At 59.8% G+C, this 17328-nt stretch carries 20 protein-coding genes; 12 read left to right on the top strand and 8 right to left on the bottom strand.

The window, feature by feature from the left end; all coding sequences use genetic code 11:
* Positions 1–121: 121 nt before the first annotated feature.
* On the bottom strand, positions 122–1018 hold the full coding sequence (locus GA0061103_RS32280; protein WP_092719535.1) for a LysR family transcriptional regulator: 897 nt from the start codon (positions 1016–1018) through the stop codon (positions 122–124).
* A 133-nt stretch (positions 1019–1151) separates the two neighbouring features.
* On the opposite strand from GA0061103_RS32280, the gene GA0061103_RS32275 reads away from it, so the two are divergent.
* The 4 genes from GA0061103_RS32275 (at position 1152) to queE (ending at position 4217) form a co-directional block, all read left to right on the top strand.
* A complete protein-coding gene (locus GA0061103_RS32275; RefSeq protein ID WP_092719531.1) occupies positions 1152–2258 on the top strand; it encodes an aldo/keto reductase in 1107 nt (368 codons plus the stop codon).
* A gap of 167 nt (positions 2259–2425) precedes the next feature.
* On the top strand, positions 2426–3136 hold the full coding sequence (gene queC, locus GA0061103_RS32270; RefSeq protein WP_092719528.1) for a 7-cyano-7-deazaguanine synthase QueC: 711 nt from the start codon (positions 2426–2428) through the stop codon (positions 3134–3136).
* A complete protein-coding gene (gene queD / locus GA0061103_RS32265; RefSeq protein ID WP_092719524.1) occupies positions 3136–3492 on the top strand; it encodes a 6-carboxytetrahydropterin synthase QueD in 357 nt (118 codons plus the stop codon). The genes queC and queD overlap by 1 nt, the downstream gene beginning before the upstream one ends.
* Positions 3489–4217: a 7-carboxy-7-deazaguanine synthase QueE gene (queE, locus tag GA0061103_RS32260; protein WP_092719521.1), complete on the top strand. Its 729-nt coding sequence runs from the start codon at positions 3489–3491 to the stop codon at positions 4215–4217. The genes queD and queE overlap by 4 nt, the downstream gene beginning before the upstream one ends.
* A 95-nt stretch (positions 4218–4312) precedes the next feature.
* Here queE and nrcR read toward each other — a convergent pair whose 3' ends face one another.
* Positions 4313–4669, bottom strand: a complete 357-nt coding sequence (gene nrcR, locus GA0061103_RS32255; RefSeq protein WP_092719518.1) for a transcriptional regulator NrcR — start codon at positions 4667–4669, stop codon at positions 4313–4315.
* Between the two features lie 328 nt (positions 4670–4997).
* Here nrcR and GA0061103_RS32250 point away from each other — a divergent pair, with 328 nt between their 5' ends.
* Positions 4998–5201, top strand: coding sequence for a hypothetical protein (locus tag GA0061103_RS32250; protein ID WP_092719513.1), 204 nt, complete (start codon positions 4998–5000; stop codon positions 5199–5201).
* Positions 5202–5389: 188 nt separating this feature from the next.
* On the opposite strand, the gene GA0061103_RS32245 is transcribed toward GA0061103_RS32250, so the two are convergent.
* Complete coding sequence (locus GA0061103_RS32245) at positions 5390–6280, bottom strand: SMP-30/gluconolactonase/LRE family protein (RefSeq protein WP_092719510.1); 891 nt, start codon at positions 6278–6280, stop codon at positions 5390–5392.
* Positions 6281–6370: 90 nt separating this feature from the next.
* On the opposite strand from GA0061103_RS32245, the gene GA0061103_RS32240 reads away from it, so the two are divergent.
* Positions 6371–6790, top strand: a complete 420-nt coding sequence (locus GA0061103_RS32240) for a GlcG/HbpS family heme-binding protein (RefSeq protein WP_092719507.1) — start codon at positions 6371–6373, stop codon at positions 6788–6790.
* A gap of 61 nt (positions 6791–6851) precedes the next feature.
* On the opposite strand, the gene GA0061103_RS32235 is transcribed toward GA0061103_RS32240, so the two are convergent.
* Positions 6852–7883, bottom strand: coding sequence for an L-idonate 5-dehydrogenase (locus GA0061103_RS32235; protein ID WP_092719504.1), 1032 nt, complete (start codon positions 7881–7883; stop codon positions 6852–6854).
* A 10-nt stretch (positions 7884–7893) separates the two neighbouring features.
* A complete protein-coding gene (locus GA0061103_RS32230) occupies positions 7894–8841 on the bottom strand; it encodes a 2-hydroxyacid dehydrogenase (RefSeq protein ID WP_092719501.1) in 948 nt (315 codons plus the stop codon).
* An 86-nt stretch (positions 8842–8927) separates the two neighbouring features.
* Here GA0061103_RS32230 and GA0061103_RS32225 point away from each other — a divergent pair, with 86 nt between their 5' ends.
* From GA0061103_RS32225 to GA0061103_RS32200, 6 genes are all read left to right on the top strand, one after another.
* Positions 8928–9686: an SDR family oxidoreductase gene (locus GA0061103_RS32225; protein WP_092719498.1), complete on the top strand. Its 759-nt coding sequence runs from the start codon at positions 8928–8930 to the stop codon at positions 9684–9686.
* Positions 9655–10197, top strand: a complete 543-nt coding sequence (locus GA0061103_RS32220; protein ID WP_092719495.1) for a gluconokinase — start codon at positions 9655–9657, stop codon at positions 10195–10197. The genes GA0061103_RS32225 and GA0061103_RS32220 overlap by 32 nt, the downstream gene beginning before the upstream one ends.
* On the top strand, positions 10194–11081 hold the full coding sequence (locus tag GA0061103_RS32215; protein WP_092719491.1) for an NAD(P)-dependent oxidoreductase: 888 nt from the start codon (positions 10194–10196) through the stop codon (positions 11079–11081). Before GA0061103_RS32220 ends, GA0061103_RS32215 begins: the two co-directional genes overlap by 4 nt.
* Positions 11078–11410 carry a hypothetical protein gene (locus GA0061103_RS32210; protein ID WP_092719488.1) on the top strand — a complete coding sequence of 111 codons (333 nt, stop codon included), beginning with the start codon at positions 11078–11080 and terminating at the stop codon, positions 11408–11410. The genes GA0061103_RS32215 and GA0061103_RS32210 overlap by 4 nt, the downstream gene beginning before the upstream one ends.
* A gap of 134 nt (positions 11411–11544) precedes the next feature.
* The gene (locus GA0061103_RS32205; protein WP_092719483.1) at positions 11545–12564 is read left to right on the top strand and encodes a LacI family DNA-binding transcriptional regulator; all 1020 of its coding nucleotides are present in this window, start codon (positions 11545–11547) and stop codon (positions 12562–12564) included.
* 227 nt (positions 12565–12791) lie between these two features.
* Positions 12792–13331, top strand: a complete 540-nt coding sequence (locus tag GA0061103_RS32200; RefSeq protein WP_092719480.1) for a P-loop nucleotide/nucleoside kinase family protein — start codon at positions 12792–12794, stop codon at positions 13329–13331.
* A 131-nt stretch (positions 13332–13462) separates the two neighbouring features.
* Here the strand turns inward: GA0061103_RS32200 and GA0061103_RS32195 are convergent, their stop codons facing one another.
* The 3 genes from GA0061103_RS32195 to GA0061103_RS32185 are packed head-to-tail and all read right to left on the bottom strand — an operon-like array spanning position 13463 to position 17181.
* Positions 13463–14557 carry an ABC transporter substrate-binding protein gene (locus tag GA0061103_RS32195; RefSeq protein WP_092719477.1) on the bottom strand — a complete coding sequence of 365 codons (1095 nt, stop codon included), beginning with the start codon at positions 14555–14557 and terminating at the stop codon, positions 13463–13465.
* A 40-nt stretch (positions 14558–14597) separates the two neighbouring features.
* On the bottom strand, positions 14598–15668 hold the full coding sequence (locus tag GA0061103_RS32190; RefSeq protein WP_075855867.1) for an ABC transporter permease: 1071 nt from the start codon (positions 15666–15668) through the stop codon (positions 14598–14600).
* 16 nt (positions 15669–15684) lie between these two features.
* A complete protein-coding gene (locus GA0061103_RS32185) occupies positions 15685–17181 on the bottom strand; it encodes a sugar ABC transporter ATP-binding protein (protein ID WP_092719473.1) in 1497 nt (498 codons plus the stop codon).
* Positions 17182–17328: the final 147 nt, after the last annotated feature.

Below are 17328 nucleotides of genomic sequence, written 5' to 3'. Positions count from 1 at the left end.
CATCTGGATCGCGATCCAGCGCTGCATTTCGTGCGTATTTGGTACAATGCCTGCGCGATTTGACCATTCGTTGGCATGTCGATACGAAACAAATGGCGCTTTTGCCCAGCCGACGGCCGACTCAACGGTTGATCTGTCGTATCGTGTCGATGAAGGCTCTGAGCTTCGGGGCCAGTTCGGCACGACGCGGAAAGTAGAGGAAAAGGCCCGCTTCCGTCACCGCATAGTCGCTTAAGAGTTGAACAAGCCTGCCGGATGCGATCTCCGCCTTCACCAGCGGTTCGAAGACATAGGCCAATCCCACGCCTGCAATGGCCAGCTCCATGGCCGAATGCGATTCGGTGACGATCGCCTGGCCATTCACCGTCACCGCGACATCCCGCCCATCCTCGGTAAATTCCCATTGATAGAGGCCCCCGGAGCGGATCAGGCGGTAGCCGATACAATTATGACTGGAGAGATCTGCAAGCGTGTTCGGACGCCCGAAACGCCCGATATATCCGGGCGAAGCGACGACGATGGATCGGAAAGGAGGGGTGAGGCGAACGGCGACCATATCCTGCGCGATCATTTCGCCGACGCGAATGCCTGCGTCGAAACCCTCGGAGACGATATCGGTCAGCCTTTCATCGGAGAAGATTTCCACTTCGACTTCGGGATAGCGTTCGGCCATGGCTGCGATCACGCGGGTGATTGCCAGCGGCAGGCTGATACGAGATGCGTTGATGCGCAACAAGCCGCTTGGTCTGCCCTTGACGGCCTTGATACGCTCGATGCGGTCGTGAATGTCCTGCAGCGCCGGGGTGATGGTGGCGATCAGGCTCTTGCCGGCCTCGGTCAGCGCCACACTGCGCGTTGTGCGGGCAAAGAGGGGCTGGCCGAGCCGTTCTTCCACGAGCCGAACGGCATGGCTAACGGCCGATGCGCTCATGCCCAGTTCGCTGGCGGCGGCGGCAAACCCTCCGCGGCGGGCCACGGCGGCGACGATGGGCAGATGTGTCAGCAGATCGCGATCCATTGCTGCACCATATCGCATAATGCATGCGAATTACATGATCTTATCGAATGGCTCGAAAACAGCGACTCTAGGCGCATCACACATTGCCGGGTCGGTCGTCGACACGCCCGGCTAGCCAAAGAGGAGCATAGCGATGAGCATGGAATTTTATACGCTGGGCAATAGCGGATTGAAGGTAACACGGCTCGCCCTTGGCACCATGACCTTCGGCACGGAGTGGGGTTGGGGCGCAGACAAGGAAGCGGCACGGGCGATCTTCAATGCCTATGTCGATGCCGGCGGCAATTTCTTCGACACCGCCGATGCCTATACGGGCGGTACGTCAGAGGCTTGGCTCGGTGAGTTCATCGCAGAACGCGGCTTGCGCGACGATGCTGTCATCGCAACCAAGTTCACCATGAATCTTACCGCACAAACGCCGAATGCCGCCGGCAATGGCCGCAAGAATATCCTGCGGTCTGTCGAGGGGTCACTAAAGCGGCTGAACACGGACTACATCGATCTCTATCTCATGCATTGCTGGGATCGCCTGACGCCGCCAGAGGAGGTGATGCGCACCTTCGATGACCTCGTCCGCTCCGGCAAGGTGCGGCATGTCGGCTTGTCCGATGTTCCGGCATGGTACGCCAGCCGTGCCCAGGCGGTCGCCGAACATCGCGGCTATGAGCCGATCTCGGCGCTTCAGCTCGAATATTCGCTGGCTGAACGCAACATCGAGAATGAATTCGTACCGTTCGGAACGCGTTACGGCGCCGGCATCATGGCCTGGAGCCCGCTTGCGAGCGGTCTGCTCAGTGGCAAATATCGCCCGAGCGGCGAGGGGCAGACCGCCGGCCGGCTGGAAACCGTGCGTGGTACGACCAATCCAGGTTTCCAGAAATTCAACGAGCGCAATTGGGCTGTTGTTGCCGAGCTGGAGAAGGTGGCGGTCGAGCTCGGCCGTAGCATGGCGCAGGTCGCGGTCAACTGGGCGATGACCCAGCCTGGTATTGCCTCTATCATCATCGGTGCCACGAAACTGGAACAGCTGAGGAACAATCTCGGCGCCCTTGAGTTCACGATACCGAACGAACTGCGACGACGCCTGGACGAGGTCAGTGCCCCGCAGCTGACTTTCCCCTATTCCTTCTTCGGATCGGAGATCCAGGGCAGCCTGACGGGCGGCCAAACGGTCGGCGGCAAGCCGGCGGGTTACTATCCCGATCTGAATATTTCAGGAAAGTTTGCGGGTGTCAGCTGACGGCCTCGCGAAAAACGCAACGCGTCGGCAGATGCCGGCGCGTTGCCATGAAATGTTGCGGGATGCCTTGTTTCCTCCCGGTTCTGCTGCTAGGGAGCCGATCATGGCTTCGAAGAGCCATGAAATCCGGTCGCAGCCCACCCGGTCAAAACAAGGGATCATACATTATGAAGACTATCGTCATCTGCTCCGGCGGATTGGACTCTGTTTCGCTCGCCCACAAGGTTGCAGCCGAACATCAACTTATCGGACTCGTCTCCTTCGACTACGGCCAGCGGCATCGCAAGGAACTGGAATTCGCCAGCGCCTGCGCCAGGCGCCTCGGCGTGCCGCATGAGATCATCGACATCACCGCCATCGGCAAGCATTTGACCGGATCGGCTCTGACAGATGATATCGAGGTGCCGGACGGGCACTATGCCGAGGAAACCATGAAGGCGACGGTCGTGCCGAACCGCAATGCGATCATGCTGGCGATTGCCTTCGGGCTTGCGGCTGCTCAAAAGGCAGACGCTGTTGCTGTCGCGGTTCACGGCGGCGATCATTTCATCTATCCCGACTGTCGCCCCGGTTTCATCGACGCCTTCCAACAGATGCAGAACCATGCGCTGGACGGCTATGCCAGCGTTTCGCTCTATGCGCCCTATGTGACGATTTCCAAGGCGGATATCGTTGCCGATGGTGCCCGGCATGAGACCCCCTTTGCCGAAACCTGGTCCTGCTACAAGGGCGGCGAGCGCCATTGCGGACGCTGTGGCACCTGCGTCGAGCGGCGCGAAGCCTTCCATCTAGCGGGCGCTGCAGATCCGACCGAATACGAGGATGCCGATTTCTGGGTTGCGGCGACATCGCGCTTTTCGGCCGAGGAGGTGAAGTGATGTACCGCATCACCAAGGAATTTCACTTCTCCGCCTCGCATCAACTCTCGCATCTGCCCGACGATCATCAGTGCGCGCGCATGCACGGGCACAATTACATCGTCGTCGTGGAGCTTTCGGCCACCGAGCTCGATCGGAACGGCTTCGTGCGGGACTATCATGAGCTACAGCCGTTAAAGCGCTACATCGACGAAACCTTCGATCATCGTCATCTGAACGATGTCTTCGGACACGATCGCGTCACATCGGAATATCTCGCCAAGCATTTCTACGACTGGTGCAAGGAGCGATTGCCGGAAGCATCCGCGGTGCGGGTCAGCGAGACGCCGAAGACCTGGGCGGAATACCGGCCATGAGCGGGGCGCTCATCCGCGTCAGCGAGATCTTCGGGCCGACGATCCAGGGCGAGGGGATCCTGATCGGCCTTCCGACGATTTTCGTTCGTACCGGCGGCTGTGATTATCGCTGTACCTGGTGCGATACGCTGCATGCGGTCGACAGCGATTATCGCGATCAATGGCGGCCGATGCCGGTTGATGAGATCTGGCAAGAGGTGACGAGGCTTTCCGGCGGCAAGCCGCTGACCATCTCGCTCTCCGGCGGCAATCCCGCTATCCAGCCGCTCGGCTCGCTGATTGTGCGCGGTCATGCGGAAGGCTATCGCTTCGCGCTGGAGACGCAAGGTAGTCTGGCCAAGGAGTGGTTCGCCGAACTCGATGTGCTGGTGCTCAGTCCGAAGCCGCCTTCGAGTGGCATGACGACGGACTGGACCGCCTTCGACGACTGTCTGCGCATGGCCGGCAACGGGCCGCAGATCGCTTTGAAGATCGTCATATTCGACGATCTCGACTATGAATATGCGCGGGAAGCGGCCGCTCGCTATCCCCAATTGCCTGTCTATCTGCAGCCCGGCAATCACACGCCGCCGCCAGCAGATGCGGAAGACGCGCTTGTCGATATCGACGGCATCGTCGAGCGGATGCGCTGGCTCGTGGAAAAGGTCGGCGATGACCGATGGTTCGACGCAAGAGTGCTGCCGCAATTGCATGTGATCATCTGGGGAAACAGGCGCGGCGTTTGAGCAATTGCGGTAGGGTCATATCGTGCCTGCGCCATCCATCGGCATCCGAAATTGCATTTGGTGGCCGAAACCAGCAAAGCCGCATCGACGCTATGTCATGATTTTTCGTCGTGATCGTCGTTATCGCCGGTGGTCGATCTCGCCGGCTTGAGTTCGGCATCGAAAATCCCGGCAAGTGTCTTCAAGATCTGCAGGACACCCGGATGATCGCAGGTATAATATCTGAACTGCGCCTGGCGGCGCACTTTCACGATACCGGAATGATGCAGGCGGGTCAGATGCTGGCTAAGCGCCGATTGCGATATGCCCAGCTTCTTGGCCAGGCTGTTCACATCTTCCTCATGGCCGGATAGATGAATACAGACCTCCAGGCGCTTGGGATTGGAGAGCTGGCTGAGAAGATCTGCATGATAGATGAGACGCTCGTCTTCTGTGGACTGATCTGAGTACATCGCGCGGCCAATCATTGGTGTTACACTATAGAGCCCCCAGCGTCGCGAGACTATAAACGCAAAAGTTGCAAAATTATGGTCTAAATTATTGCAAAAACGTTGCGCGTTCGCGGAGCAAACGGCCCTCCCACTTAAGACTGATCGCAATTGATCAGCCCTTCCTTAGCCGACAACTAGGGTCCTATTGTATTTTGGGAATATGTCCCTCCATTCGATTTGCGATTAATCTGTAACAAAATCGAACGAACTGCCTTGTTTTTGTCCGGCTTTTGACATCGCAGTGCTAATTAAGCGGTCTATCTTCTGCGTTAACGAACAGGAGGTAACCATGACCCAAAGGGACTTGACGATCGCCGAAGTTCTTAAAGATCCGCTGATCCGCCAGGTCATGCGCGCAGATCGCATATCCGTCACCCGGATGGCGGACCTGCTGCAGGATGCTGCGCGCAGGCAAGAACGCGCCTTGTCCGCCAATCTCGCGTCGATTGCGCATGTGGCAGTACGTTCCGTACCGCAAGCCGATCTGCGCTGATATCCGATCATCCGACAACGACAATCGCCAGACGATCCCGGCGGTTGTCGTTGCAGCATTTCCGTATGTGAGCCTCTCTGCGGGTGTCATACAGCCTAGGATCGCTGGCTTTTCCAGAGCCTCGATAAGGCTGCCATTGTTGCTGCGCCGCTCTACGGATCGTTTCGTAATGCGGTCGCAGCTTGGCGTTAAAGTGCACCGCTTCGGTTGAGCGAGATCGAATAGACGCTGGTCGTCGCCGTGATGAACAGCTTGTGTTTGCCGCGGCCACCGAAGCAGAGGTTGGAAACCGTTTCCGGCACCAGGATCTTGCCCATGAGATGGCCGTCGGGGGCGATGCAATGCACACCGTCAGCGGCCGACGACCAGAGATTGCCATCGCTGTCGAGGCGCATGCCGTCGGCGCAGCCCGGTGAAATCACATGAAATACTTCACCGCCGGACAGCCGCCAGTTTTCACCGACATTGAAGATGCGGATATGCTGCGGATCGTTGCCATGCATACGACCGGTATCGGCGACATAGAGCTTCTTCTCGTCAGGGCTGAAGGCGAGCCCGTTCGGGCAGTTGAAATCCGTCAGGGCGGCCTGCATGGAGCCGTCGGGATCGACGCGATAAACATTACAGGGCAGCTCCTGCTCACTCCTGTATCCTTCGTAGTCCGTCGCGATGCCGTAGTGCGGATCGGTGAACCAGATGGCGCCGTCAGAGGCGACGATCACGTCGTTGGGTGAATTCAGGCGTTTGCCCTGATAGCGATCCGCGACAACCGTGATCGAACCGTCATGTTCTGTCCGCGTGACGCGTCTGCCGCCGTGCTCGCAGCTCACAAGCCGGCCCTGCCGGTCACGCGTATGGCCGTTCGAGAAATTCGAGGGTTCGCGAAAGACGCTGGTGCCGAGCCCCGGTATCCAGCGCATGATGCGGTTATTGGGGATATCCGAGAAGAGCAGGCAGTTCAGATCTCCAAACCAGACAGGCCCTTCCACCCAGTCGAAACCAGTGGCGATCTGCTTGACGGGAGCATTGCCAAGAACAAATTTCCCGAAGGCCGGGTCCATGGTCTCGAAGAACGACATTGTAACAATACCTCCCATAAGGTTACATCGAGAGATCGATGTGTTATCGATAACATATTCAATAGAGTCCGCAAGTCGGGAGGATAGTGCATGAGCCATGTTCTGACGTCGAGTGTCTTGAGTGACGAAGGGGTGATGACGTTGTTGACCGCTGCGATCTCGGCTGCTTCGCAGATGGGGCAGCCGCAATGCATCGTCATCGTCGATCAATCCGGCGTGACGCTCGGTTCCTTTCGCATGCGCGGTTCGCGCTTTCAGTCGCTGAAGAGCGCCACCGCCAAGGCTCAGACGGCTGCTTCCATTGGCGGGCCGAGCCATTCGCTGCCGGAACATGCGCGAGTGCCGCTGGCAATCGCGACCCATGGCGGTATGACGGGTTTGCGCGGAGGCTTCCCAATCCGCGTCGGCGGCACGCTTATCGGCGGTATCGGTGTTGGTTCGGGGTCCGGCGAGCAAGACGAGCAGGTTGCCCGCTCGGCACTCAAAGCGATCGGCGCCGATCTCGACTAGATCGGATGTAAGCGCGAAATCCATTTTCGTTTTCAATCGATGGATTTCGCGCCGTTTCGGCTCAGGTGAAGGCGATCTGCGCCTTCATGGCCTGGCTTCGATCCGAAGCGATCTCGAAGGCGCTGATCGCGTCGGCAAGCGGTACCGTATGGGTGATGAGCGGCCGCACATCGATGAGACGCTTGCGCATCAGATCGACGCCGACGGCGAACTCCTCGTGAAAGCGGAAGGAACCCCGCAATTCCAGTTCCTTGGCCGTGATTGCGAGCATCGGCAAGCTCATGTCGCCGCCGATACCAAGCTGTACGATAATCCCTCGCGGTCTCAGTGCCGCAATACCGCCGGCAAGGGCCGCCGCCGCGCCCGAGCATTCATAGAGCACATCGAAAGTGCCCTTGTCCGCAGAGTAGGCGGCAAGCGCTTCGGGCTCGTTCTTCGTGTTGATGACCCTGTCGGCACCCGCTTGCCTGGCAAGAGACAAGGTGAAATCCGAAAGATCGGTTGCCACGATCTCGACGGCACCAGCGCGACGCGCGGCGAGGATCGACAGGACGCCGATCGGGCCGCAGCCGGTCACGAGAACGCGTTTGCCGAGCATCTCGCCCGCGCGTCGCGTGGCGTGCAAGGTCACGGCCAAGGGTTCCGCCATGGCCGCCTCGCCCGGCGTCAGGCCATCGGCCGGCACGCATTGGATAGCATCGGCAACCAGCGTCTCGCGGAACGCACCCTGAATGTGCGGGAAGGGCATGGCGCTGCCATAGAAACGCATGTTGAGGCATTGGTTGGGCAGTCCCTGCAGGCAGTAGCGGCAAGTCCGGCAAGGGCGGGAGGGCGAAACCGCGACGAGCTGACCGATCTCGAGCCCTTGCACGCCGGGGCCAAGCGCGGTGACGGTCGCGCTGACCTCGTGCCCAAGGATCATCGGCTCCTTCAGACGCACGGTGCCGAAGCCGCCGTGATGATAGTAATGCAGGTCGCTGCCGCAGACGCCGCCGGTTGCAAGCCTCAGCTTGACTTCCCCTGCACCCGGTTCTTCCTCCGGATAGTCCTCGATCCGCACATCCTTGGCGGCGTGGGCGATGATGGCCTTCATGTCTTTCTCCTCAAAGAACGGGTGTCGGCAGCGCCTGGCCGGCGAAATGTGCGGCGAGATTGTCGCGCACGAGCTTACCCATGGCCTTGCGCGTCTCGACCGTGCCGGACGCATGGTGAGGCTGCAGCAGCACATTGTTTAGCGCCAGGAAGCGCGGATTGAGTTTCGGCTCGCCTTCGAAGACGTCGAGTGCTGCCGATCCGAGCTTGCCGGTCTCCAGCGCGTCAAGCAATGCCTCTTCGTCTATATTGGACGCGCGGGAGATGTTGATCAACATCCCTTCCGGGCCGAGCGCCTCGATCACCTTATGACCGACAATATGCCGCGTCGCTGCTGAAGCGGCGAGCGTGACGAACAGGAAATCCGATTGTGTCGCGAGCTCGACGGGATCGGCCACGAAGGTCATGTCGGAGGCGTAGGATTTCGCCTCGACGTCCGAATAGGCAATCTGCATGTCGAAGCCCTTCAGGCGTTTGGCGACTTCGAAGCCGATGCGGCCAAGACCGAGCACGCCGGCCCGCCGTCCCCAGACGCGGCGCTTGAGGGGGTAAAGTCCCTTTTGCGCCCAGCTGCCATCACGCACCCATGTCTCCGCGCCGATCATGCCGCGTGACAGGCAGAGCATCATCGCAATCCCGAGGTCGGCGACATCATTGGTCAGGACGTCGGGGGTGTTGGTGACGCGAATGCCGCGCTCGCGGCAGGCCTGCAGGTCGACGGCGTCGAAGCCGACGCCATAAACAGAAATGACTTCCAGTTTGGGGCACGCCTCGATCATGGCGCGGTTGGCACCGAGTTCGCCGCGCGTCGCAATGCCCCTGATCGATGGTCCGACCTCGGCGAGCAACTTGCCCTTGTCGGCAGCCTCGAAATAGCGATGAACCTGAAACGCTGCGTCGAGCGGCTCTTGATCCCATTGCGGGTAGGGGCCAATCTGCAGGATCGGTGGCTTGTTCATCTTACGGGTCCTCCCTTGACATCGAATGTTATCGATAACATAAACAGGGGAGGCGACCATTGTCGAGATAAAAAACGGAGGAAACGATGTCTCTTGGTCTTTTCGATCTGAAAGGGCGGCGCGCCCTGGTGACGGGTTCTTCCCAGGGTATCGGGCTTGCGCTCGCCAAGGGCCTGGCGGCTGCCGGCGCCGAGCTGGTGCTCAACGGCCGCGACAAGGAAAAGCTTGCCAAGGCGGCCGAAGGCTTTGTGGGCAAGGTGCATGTGTTGCCATTCGATGCCACCGATCACGAGGCGGCGCGTCAGGCCGTCGATGCGTTCGAGGCCGAGATGGGGGCAATCCACATTCTCGTCAACAATGCCGGCATGCAGTTTCGCTCGCCGCTGGAGGATTTTCCCGCCGATGCCTTCGAGCGGCTTCTGCGGACGAACATCTCGAGCGTCTTCAATGTCGGCCAGGCGGTTGCCCGTCATATGATCAAGCGCGGCGCCGGCAAGATCATCAACATCGCAAGCGTGCAGACGGCATTGGCACGGCCCTCGATCGCGCCATACACGGCAACCAAGGGCGCCGTCGGCAATCTGACGAAGGGCATGGCGACGGATTGGGCCAAGCATGGGCTGCAATGCAACGCCATCGCGCCCGGTTATTTCGATACGCCGCTGAACGCAGCCCTCGTTGCGGATGCCGATTTCTCGGCATGGCTCGAAAAGCGTACGCCGGCCGGCCGCTGGGGCCGCGTCGAAGAATTGGTCGGCGCCTGCATTTTCCTTGCTTCCGATGCCTCCTCCTTCGTCAACGGTCATGTGCTCTATGTCGACGGCGGTATCACAGCTTCGCTTTGATGGCGCTGCGCTGCGCCGCTTCGTCATTATGGGCGTCAGCGGCTGCGGCAAGTCGTCGGTCGGCTCGGCGCTCGCAGCGCGCTTAGCCGGCATCTATGTCGATGGGGATGATCTTCATCCCGCGGCCAACGTCGCCAAGATGAGCGCCGGTATTCCTCTGACGGATGCCGATCGATGGCCCTGGCTTGACAAGATCGGTCAATGCCTGGCTTTGGCGGATGATACGGCATTGATCGGATGTTCGGCGCTGAAGCGCATCTATCGTGACCGGATCCGCGAGGTTGTCGGTGCACCGGTTTCGTTCATCCATCTCGCCGGCTCAAGGGAAACGATCCTGAAGCGCCTGCAGGCAAGGCGCGATCACTTCATGCCGCCGGCCTTGCTCGATAGTCAATTTGCCGCGCTCGAGCCGCCGGGCACCGACGAGCAGGCGATCGCCGTCGATATCGATCAGCCGCTGGATCAAGTCGTTGCGGCCATCTTAATTGCATTGGAGGAGACGCAATCATGAGCAGCAAGGTGGCGCTGATCGGCGCCGGTGCAATGGGCGGCGCGATCGGCGCCCGCCTGGCGGAAACCGGCAATCAGCTGACGGTTTTCGATCTCGACAAGGATAAGGTTGCGGCTCTGACCACAAAAGGTGCCACGGCTGCCGCGAGTGCGGCGACAGCTGCTGCCGTTTCCGATTTTGTCATCCTCAGCCTCAATTCGCCGAAGATCGTCCATGCCGCGATATTCGGGCCTGAAGGCGTTGCCGCGGGTGCAAGAGCGGGCACGCTGATCATCGACATGTCGTCGATCGACCCCGATGCAACCAAGGCTCTAGCCGCAGAAGCTGCGGAAAAGGGATTGCGCTGGGTGGATAGCCCGCTGTCCGGTGGAGCGCCGAAGGCCCTGATCGGGCAATTGACGCTGATGGCCGGCGGCAGCGAGCAGGATGTCGCGGACGCGCATCAAGTCCTGCGCCATGTGGCCTCGAACTATACGCATATGGGGCCTGTCGGCGCCGGTCAGACCACGAAGCTCATCAATCAGGTTCTTTGCGCCTTGAACTTCCTTGCGGTCGCGGAAGCGACGCAACTGGCGCTCGATGCCGGCGTCGATGCAGCGAAAATTCCGCAGGCGCTGAAAGGCGGCAGGGCCGATAGCGCCATCCTGCAGGAATACATGCCTCGCTACGTCGCCAAGGATTATCGCCGTACAGGTCGGATTGACAACATGGTCAAGGATCTGAACGGCGCTCAGGATCTGGCCCGCAGGACCAATACCGCCATGCCGCTGACGGCCGTCTGTGCCGAGATACACCGTATGCTGACGGCTTCCGGGCTTGGCGGCGAAGATCAGGCGGCACTGATGGAATTCTTCAAAGGGCCGAACAAGGAGATCGCCGGATGATTACCCGATACGCATTATTCGAAGGCAAGATCAGGGAAGGGGAGGCAGAGGCGTTTCGGACGGCCGTCATGGAAACCATCCTGCCGAAGTGGAAGCAGTTTCCAGGTGCCCTCGATGTGCGGGTTACCTTTGCCGAGGCGCGCGATGAAGGCGCTCCGGAGTTCCCGATGATTCTGGCTGTCAACTATCCGGACATGGCCGCCGTGGAGAAAGCCCTCGCAAGCCCGGTGCGCACCGAAGCACGTGCGGCGACGGAAGCGGTTCTCTCTCGCTTTTTCGAAGGACGCATCCATCATCATGTGACGCTTGCCCATGAATTCCAGCTATAGAACGCCATCGCAAGATGCTTTCCGGTTCGCAGCGCCGGTGGCGTCTTGCGCGCATGGCGGGATAGCTGAAAGCGCCTCTTGCCATTCTGCGAAGAGGCATATTACTCTGATGGTAACGATAACATAGGCCATTGATGAGTAACGATCGCAAAACGCCGACCATGGCAGACATAGCCCGCGTCATGGGAGTTTCTCCCATGACCGTGTCGCGTGCCTTCAAGGCCGATAGCCTGGTCAGTCCGGAGACGCGAGAGGCGATCCTGCGAACGGCGGAGGAGCTGGGCTATGTTTTCGACAGTACAGCGTCCAACCTGCGTTCGCAAAAGTCCGGCTTTGTCGCCGTCACCATTCCCTCCATCAACAATGCCAACTTCGCGGATACGGTCGGCGGCCTCTCGGACACCTTGTCCAAGCGGGACATGCAGATCCTGCTTGGCTACACGAACTACAATGTCGAGGAGGAGGAGCGGCTGATCGAGCAGCTGCTTCGCCGCAAGCCGCAAGCGATCGTCGTGACCGGCGGCACGCATACGGAGCGAGCGCGTAAACTTCTGCAGACCGTTGCGATCCCCGTGATCGAGACCTGGGATATCCCGACCGATCCGATCGGCCACTATGTCGGCTTTTCCAACAGGGCCGTGATGCGCGATATGGTCGATCATTTCGTCGCACTCGGCTGTCGCCGCATCGCCTTCATCGGTGGTGATGTCCAGCGGGATTCACGCGGCAGCGAACGCCGGCTTGGCTTCATCGCCGCCATGCAGGCGCATGGTCTCGATGCTTCCAGGCTGATTGCAGCCGGATCGCCGCCAATCTCGATGCGGGAAGGTGCCAATGCCATGGCGAAGCTGATCGAGCTCTATCCCGATACGGAAGCTGTCGTCTGCGTCTCGGATCTTGCGGCCTACGGTGCACTCACCGAATGTCGTCGGCTAGGAATTCCCGTGCCCGAACGCTTTTCCATCGGCGGTTTCGGTAATTATGAGATCGGCGAGGTCTGCGTGCCGACCTTGACGACGATCAACGCCTTTGCACGCGAAATCGGCGAGCGGACTGCGCAACTGATCCTGGATATTCTCGATGGCATGCAGCCGGTACCCGATGTCAAGATTATGCCGGAACTGATTGCGCGTGATAGCAGCCGGATACTTTGACGCATATTTCAGCGAGGTCGTGCTGCTCTGGTCTCTCCGTTTTGCGGATTGGATCGTGGCAAGACTGGTGCTATACGAGCTGCATGGACAAGCTTTGCAGCCACAACTTGCCGATTATTCGCACCATTCATTGAATGGTGGGTTTTGCGCATTCTTTGTTCAAACGATGCAACCCGCCCCGAGGCGGGTTTTTTGTTCCGTTTCTGGGGCCTTAACTGGAGACGGACATGTCAGATCATCAAGCAAAGACGGCGCGGCCGACGCTTCATATGCTCTGCGGAAAAATAGCAGCGGGAAAATCGACCTTGACGGCCGAACTTGGCCAAATGCCATCTACCATCATCCTCAGCGAGGATTGGTGGATGAGCCGCCTTTTCGGCACAGAACTGAACGATGTCGCAGACTATATCCGTTATTCCCGGCGGCTGCGCGATGCTATCGGTCCCGTCGTTTCGGATCTGCTGCGGATCGGCGTATCGGTCGTCCTGGATTTTCCTGCGAATACACCGGCTCTCCGGTCCTGGATGCGAACACTTTTTGAAATGGCAGGCGCTGATCACAGGCTGTATTTCCTCGATGTGCCGGATGAGCTTTGCAAGGCGCGCCTGCGTGCGCGTAATGCTGCTGGGACGCACGATTTTGCAGCTTCCGATGCACAATTCGATGAAATCACCAGGTATTTTGTGCCCCCTTCAGACGCGGAAGGATTCAACGCAATCCGACTAGCTGCGCCTTCAGTGAATGGGTTGCCGGACAGGTCTCTGTAGATTGTGGGCGCGATAACGGCACTTCTATGAGAGAACTGCCGCAAAACCCGGTTTCTGTGCCGGGTTTTGCTGCCGATGCCAGTAGGTAAAGCTAGGAGCCCTTCGAGAGGCTGGCCTCATTCAGGCGATGATCATTTTCCCCAGATCTTCTTATACTCGTCCTTGTAACCGTTGTCCGGATCGAAGGTGTTCTTCGGGCCGCCATCGGACTGGATATTATCTGCCGTCACGACGTGCAGCGGCGAGAGATAGCCGGACCATTTTTCACCAGCAAAGGCGCGATTGAGTTCATCGACCAATTGCCAGCCCTGGAGATTAAGGGGTTCGGCAACGGTGACCTTCTGATATTGGCCAGCGCGGATGCGCTCATAGGCCGATTGCGAGCCATCGCCGGCAGCGACGTTGATCGGTGCATCGGTGCCGCTCTTGCCAGCGGAGGCAAGCGATGGCCCCATGAAGTCGAAATAAAGGTCGTTGATGGCAAGCGAATGGGTCCAGCTGTCACCGTATTTTTGAAGGAGGGATGTCGTGAGCTGTGGCATGCGCTGCGACGTCTCTGCGATCGGAGTATCGACATATTCCAGCACTTTGCCGCCCAGCCGTTCGATCTCCTGCTTCATCTTGTCCGCCTTGGCGATGGCGATCGCATAGGTGGAGTCGGTGAAGATGATGACCCCGGGCTTGCCCTTGGCATCGACGAAGGCCCAGTCGGCGGCCGCCTTCGAGACTTCCATGGCGTCGGTGCTGACATTGGCGAAGAGACCGTTCTTGTCGTCCGGGCCGATGGTCGGGCCGGCATGCCAGGCGACCAGCGGGATCTTGGCGGCCTTTGCCTGTTCCAGTGCCGGAGCCTGTTCGACGGCATCGAAGCCATCGATGATGATACCGGCAGGCTGCAGCGCTATCGCCTGACCGAAGGCGGCCGTGCGGCCGCCGATGGAGCCCGCGCCATCGAGAACCTTCACTTGCCAGCCGATCGCCTTTGCTGCTTCCTCGACGCCATTGCTGACGCCGAGAATGCCGCCATTCTTCAGGTCGCCCGCCAAAACGACGATGGTCTTGCCGGCCTGAGCTTTCGGACCCGTGGTCGGGCCGTCCCATTTGGTGACCGGGGTCGCGTATTTGTCGACGACGGCCTTCGCATCCGCCAACGGATCGGCATCGGCCTGGCCGGCGCATAGCACCAGCACCGCTGTCGTGGCCTGCAGGAATTGTCTACGGTTCATGTCTTCTCCTCCCTTTGGACATTCGAACTTCAGATGATCTTCATTTTTCCGCCGGCTTGGCGGAAAGTTGCGGTGCCTGGGCCGGCGCCATGCGCCCTGCATGGCTGCGGCGGCGCTGCGCGTAGCCGGCAATGCCGATGGCAACGAGCAGGGTGACGCCGTTGAACAGAGGCTCGACATAGAAGGAGCCGCCGAACTGCTGGATGCCGGCAATGCCGACCGCCAGGATGATGACGCCGATCATCGTGCCCCAGACGTTGACGCGACCCGGCTTGATGGTGGTTGAGCCGAGGAATGCGCCGACCAATGCAGGCAGCAGATATTCAAGCCCGACGCTTGCCTGACCGATGCGCAGCTTCGACGCCAGGAGGACGCCGGCGATGGCGGCAAGGGTACCCGAGGTGACGAAGGCGCCGATGACGAAGCGGCGGACGGGAATGCCATTGAGGGCGGCAGCCTTTGGATTGGCGCCGATCGCATAGATGTAACGGCCGATCGGCAGATATTCGAGAACGATCCACATGACGAAGGCAAGGGCGAGAACATAGATGCCCGTGATCGGCAGGCCGAAGACCATGGTGCCGTTCAGCGCATAAAACCCTTGCGGCAACATGCCCACAACCTGCCGGCCGCCCGTATGCCAGAGCGCGATGGCGTAGAGGACCGTGCCGGTGCCGAGTGTTGCGATGAAGCTGTCGATCTTGGCGATTTCCACCAGCAGGCCGTTCAGGAAGCCGGTCAATGCGCCAAGCGCTATGACGATGAGGACGGCAACCGGCCAGGGCAGCCCGAACATCGTCTGCAGGCTGATCGCCAGCACATGCCAGAGCACGATGCCATAGCCGATCGTCAAGTCGATGCGCCCTGCTGCCATCGGGATCATCGCCGCAAGCGACAGGATGGCGATGATCGTCTTGTCCGAAATGATCGAACGCAGGTTGAGCATCGTCGGGAATGTCTGCGGCAGCAGAATGGAAAAAAGCAGGATCAGGAAGACCGTCAGGATGACGAGGCCATAGACGGGCAACAGGCGCTGGATCTTCTGGCCGAAGCTCATGGCCGAAAGCTCGGCGCGGGTCGGCTCGAGCGCGTTGGATTCGATCGATTGCATGGTGTTCTCCTCCGGTTCAGGCCGCTTCTGATGCAGATGCGGCGGCGATGACCGCCGGCGTTGTAAGGTCGGCGCCGCTGAGTTCGCGCACGATCCTCCCGCGCGAAAACACCAGGGCACGATGGCAGATATGGGCGATTTCCTCGAAATCCGTGGAGACGACGATAACGGCGAGGCCCGCCTCGACCGCCTCGGCGATCAACCGATAGATGTCAGCCTTGGCGCCAACATCGACGCCGGCAGTCGGATCCTCGGCGATCAGCAATTTGCGGCCTGTCGCCAGCCATCGTCCCACAACCACCTTCTGCTGATTGCCGCCGGATAGGGCTTCGATGGCAAGGCTCTGATCGTTGGGTCGGAGACCGACGCGGCTGCCGAGGGAATAGGCGGCTTCGGCTTCGCGGCGCGGGGACAGAAATGAAAACAGGCTTCGGCCGGAGGCGCCCGGATTGAGGAACGTATTTTCGCGCAGGCTGAGCGACATGGCGACAGACTCTTCGGTCCGATCCCTGGCGATCAGCCCGATACCCGAAGCCATCGCAGCGACGGTGCTGGAAAGGTCTGGTACCGTCCCATTCAATCGCACCGCACCTTGCGATGGCTCGCAACCGAACAGCGCGCGTCCGATCAATTCTTGACCCGCGCCGCGCAAACCGACCAGACCGAGCAGTTCGCCCTGGCGGATATCAAAGGATACAGGTCCTGCGCCGCGGCAGGAAAGCTCTTTCACGGAAACGATCGCAGGGCCTGCGCTTCTTTCCGCTTTGACGAACAGTTGGTCAGCCTTACGCCCGACGATCATGCGGATAAGTTCATCCGGCGTCGTCTCGGAAACAGGCTTCTGGCCTACCAGCTGGCCGTCACGCAGCACAGCGACGCGGTCGGCGATACGGAAGATCTCATCGAGGCGATGCGAGACGTAGATCATGGCCACGCCGCGCTCTTTCAGCGGGCGGATGGCGGCAAAGAGCTTCTCGACTTCATCGGCGGGCAGGCTGGCGGTGGGTTCGTCAAGCACCAGCACATCGGCTTCGACAGCGAGTGCGCGGGCGATTGCCACAAGTGATTTTTCCGTGCGGGTCAGCTCCTGCACGCGGGTCGACGGATCGAAATCGCAGCCGACGAGTTTCAGTGCTTCCGCGGTGCGCCGTTCGGTCGCCCGCCAGTCGATCAGTTTGCCGCGCAGGGAATAGCCCTGCGCAAGGCCGACATTCTCGCCCACGGTCATCCATTCGATCAGTCCAAGATCCTGATGGATGAAGGCGACCGGCTGGCGCTGGTTAGGTTGTGGCGGGCGATGGTGATAGGGCTTGCCGCGAAACAGGATCTGCCCACCATCCGGCTTGTAGATGCCAGCCAATGTCTTGATGAGCGTCGATTTGCCCGCGCCATTCTCTCCGAGAAGCGCGAGAATTTCGCCCCGCTGCAGGTCGAGAGATACATTCGACAGTGCGCGCGTTCCGCCAAATTCCTTGGTGATGTCGGAAAATTCGAGCAGCTTTCCGTCGTTCATCCTGCTCCTCCCAAAGCTTCGATAGGAAGAGGCTATGTTATCGATAACATTCCGTCAAGAGGCTGAACGGCGGCCGAGGAATACTCAGGCGCCGGGCGTCAGCGCGTGAGGAAGTTGACGTATTAACCGAGATATTGGTTTAGGCAT

This window comes from Martinezella multihospitum, assembly GCF_900094585.1.
In the GTDB taxonomy this organism is placed as follows: domain Bacteria; phylum Pseudomonadota; class Alphaproteobacteria; order Rhizobiales; family Rhizobiaceae; genus Rhizobium; species Rhizobium multihospitium.
The sequence above is the reverse complement of the archived record's forward strand: the minus strand, read 5'-3'. Positions and strand labels throughout refer to the sequence as shown.

Coding starts and splice junctions, on each gene's coding strand:
- GA0061103_RS32215 (WP_092719491.1), top strand. CDS start 10,194: ATGAGCAGCAAGGTGGCGCTGATCGGCGCCGGTGCAATGGGCGGCGCG.
- GA0061103_RS32205 (WP_092719483.1), top strand. CDS start 11,545: ATGAGTAACGATCGCAAAACGCCGACCATGGCAGACATAGCCCGCGTC.
- GA0061103_RS32210 (WP_092719488.1), top strand. CDS start 11,078: ATGATTACCCGATACGCATTATTCGAAGGCAAGATCAGGGAAGGGGAG.
- GA0061103_RS32195 (WP_092719477.1), bottom strand. CDS start 14,557: ATGAACCGTAGACAATTCCTGCAGGCCACGACAGCGGTGCTGGTGCTA.
- GA0061103_RS32275 (WP_092719531.1), top strand. CDS start 1,152: ATGAGCATGGAATTTTATACGCTGGGCAATAGCGGATTGAAGGTAACA.
- queE (WP_092719521.1), top strand. CDS start 3,489: ATGAGCGGGGCGCTCATCCGCGTCAGCGAGATCTTCGGGCCGACGATC.
- queC (WP_092719528.1), top strand. CDS start 2,426: ATGAAGACTATCGTCATCTGCTCCGGCGGATTGGACTCTGTTTCGCTC.
- GA0061103_RS32230 (WP_092719501.1), bottom strand. CDS start 8,841: ATGAACAAGCCACCGATCCTGCAGATTGGCCCCTACCCGCAATGGGAT.
- GA0061103_RS32185 (WP_092719473.1), bottom strand. CDS start 17,181: ATGAACGACGGAAAGCTGCTCGAATTTTCCGACATCACCAAGGAATTT.
- GA0061103_RS32225 (WP_092719498.1), top strand. CDS start 8,928: ATGTCTCTTGGTCTTTTCGATCTGAAAGGGCGGCGCGCCCTGGTGACG.
- GA0061103_RS32245 (WP_092719510.1), bottom strand. CDS start 6,280: ATGTCGTTCTTCGAGACCATGGACCCGGCCTTCGGGAAATTTGTTCTT.
- GA0061103_RS32240 (WP_092719507.1), top strand. CDS start 6,371: ATGAGCCATGTTCTGACGTCGAGTGTCTTGAGTGACGAAGGGGTGATG.
- queD (WP_092719524.1), top strand. CDS start 3,136: ATGTACCGCATCACCAAGGAATTTCACTTCTCCGCCTCGCATCAACTC.
- GA0061103_RS32250 (WP_092719513.1), top strand. CDS start 4,998: ATGACCCAAAGGGACTTGACGATCGCCGAAGTTCTTAAAGATCCGCTG.
- GA0061103_RS32235 (WP_092719504.1), bottom strand. CDS start 7,883: ATGAAGGCCATCATCGCCCACGCCGCCAAGGATGTGCGGATCGAGGAC.
- GA0061103_RS32220 (WP_092719495.1), top strand. CDS start 9,655: ATGTCGACGGCGGTATCACAGCTTCGCTTTGATGGCGCTGCGCTGCGC.
- GA0061103_RS32200 (WP_092719480.1), top strand. CDS start 12,792: ATGTCAGATCATCAAGCAAAGACGGCGCGGCCGACGCTTCATATGCTC.
- GA0061103_RS32190 (WP_075855867.1), bottom strand. CDS start 15,668: ATGCAATCGATCGAATCCAACGCGCTCGAGCCGACCCGCGCCGAGCTT.
- GA0061103_RS32280 (WP_092719535.1), bottom strand. CDS start 1,018: ATGGATCGCGATCTGCTGACACATCTGCCCATCGTCGCCGCCGTGGCC.
- nrcR (WP_092719518.1), bottom strand. CDS start 4,669: ATGTACTCAGATCAGTCCACAGAAGACGAGCGTCTCATCTATCATGCA.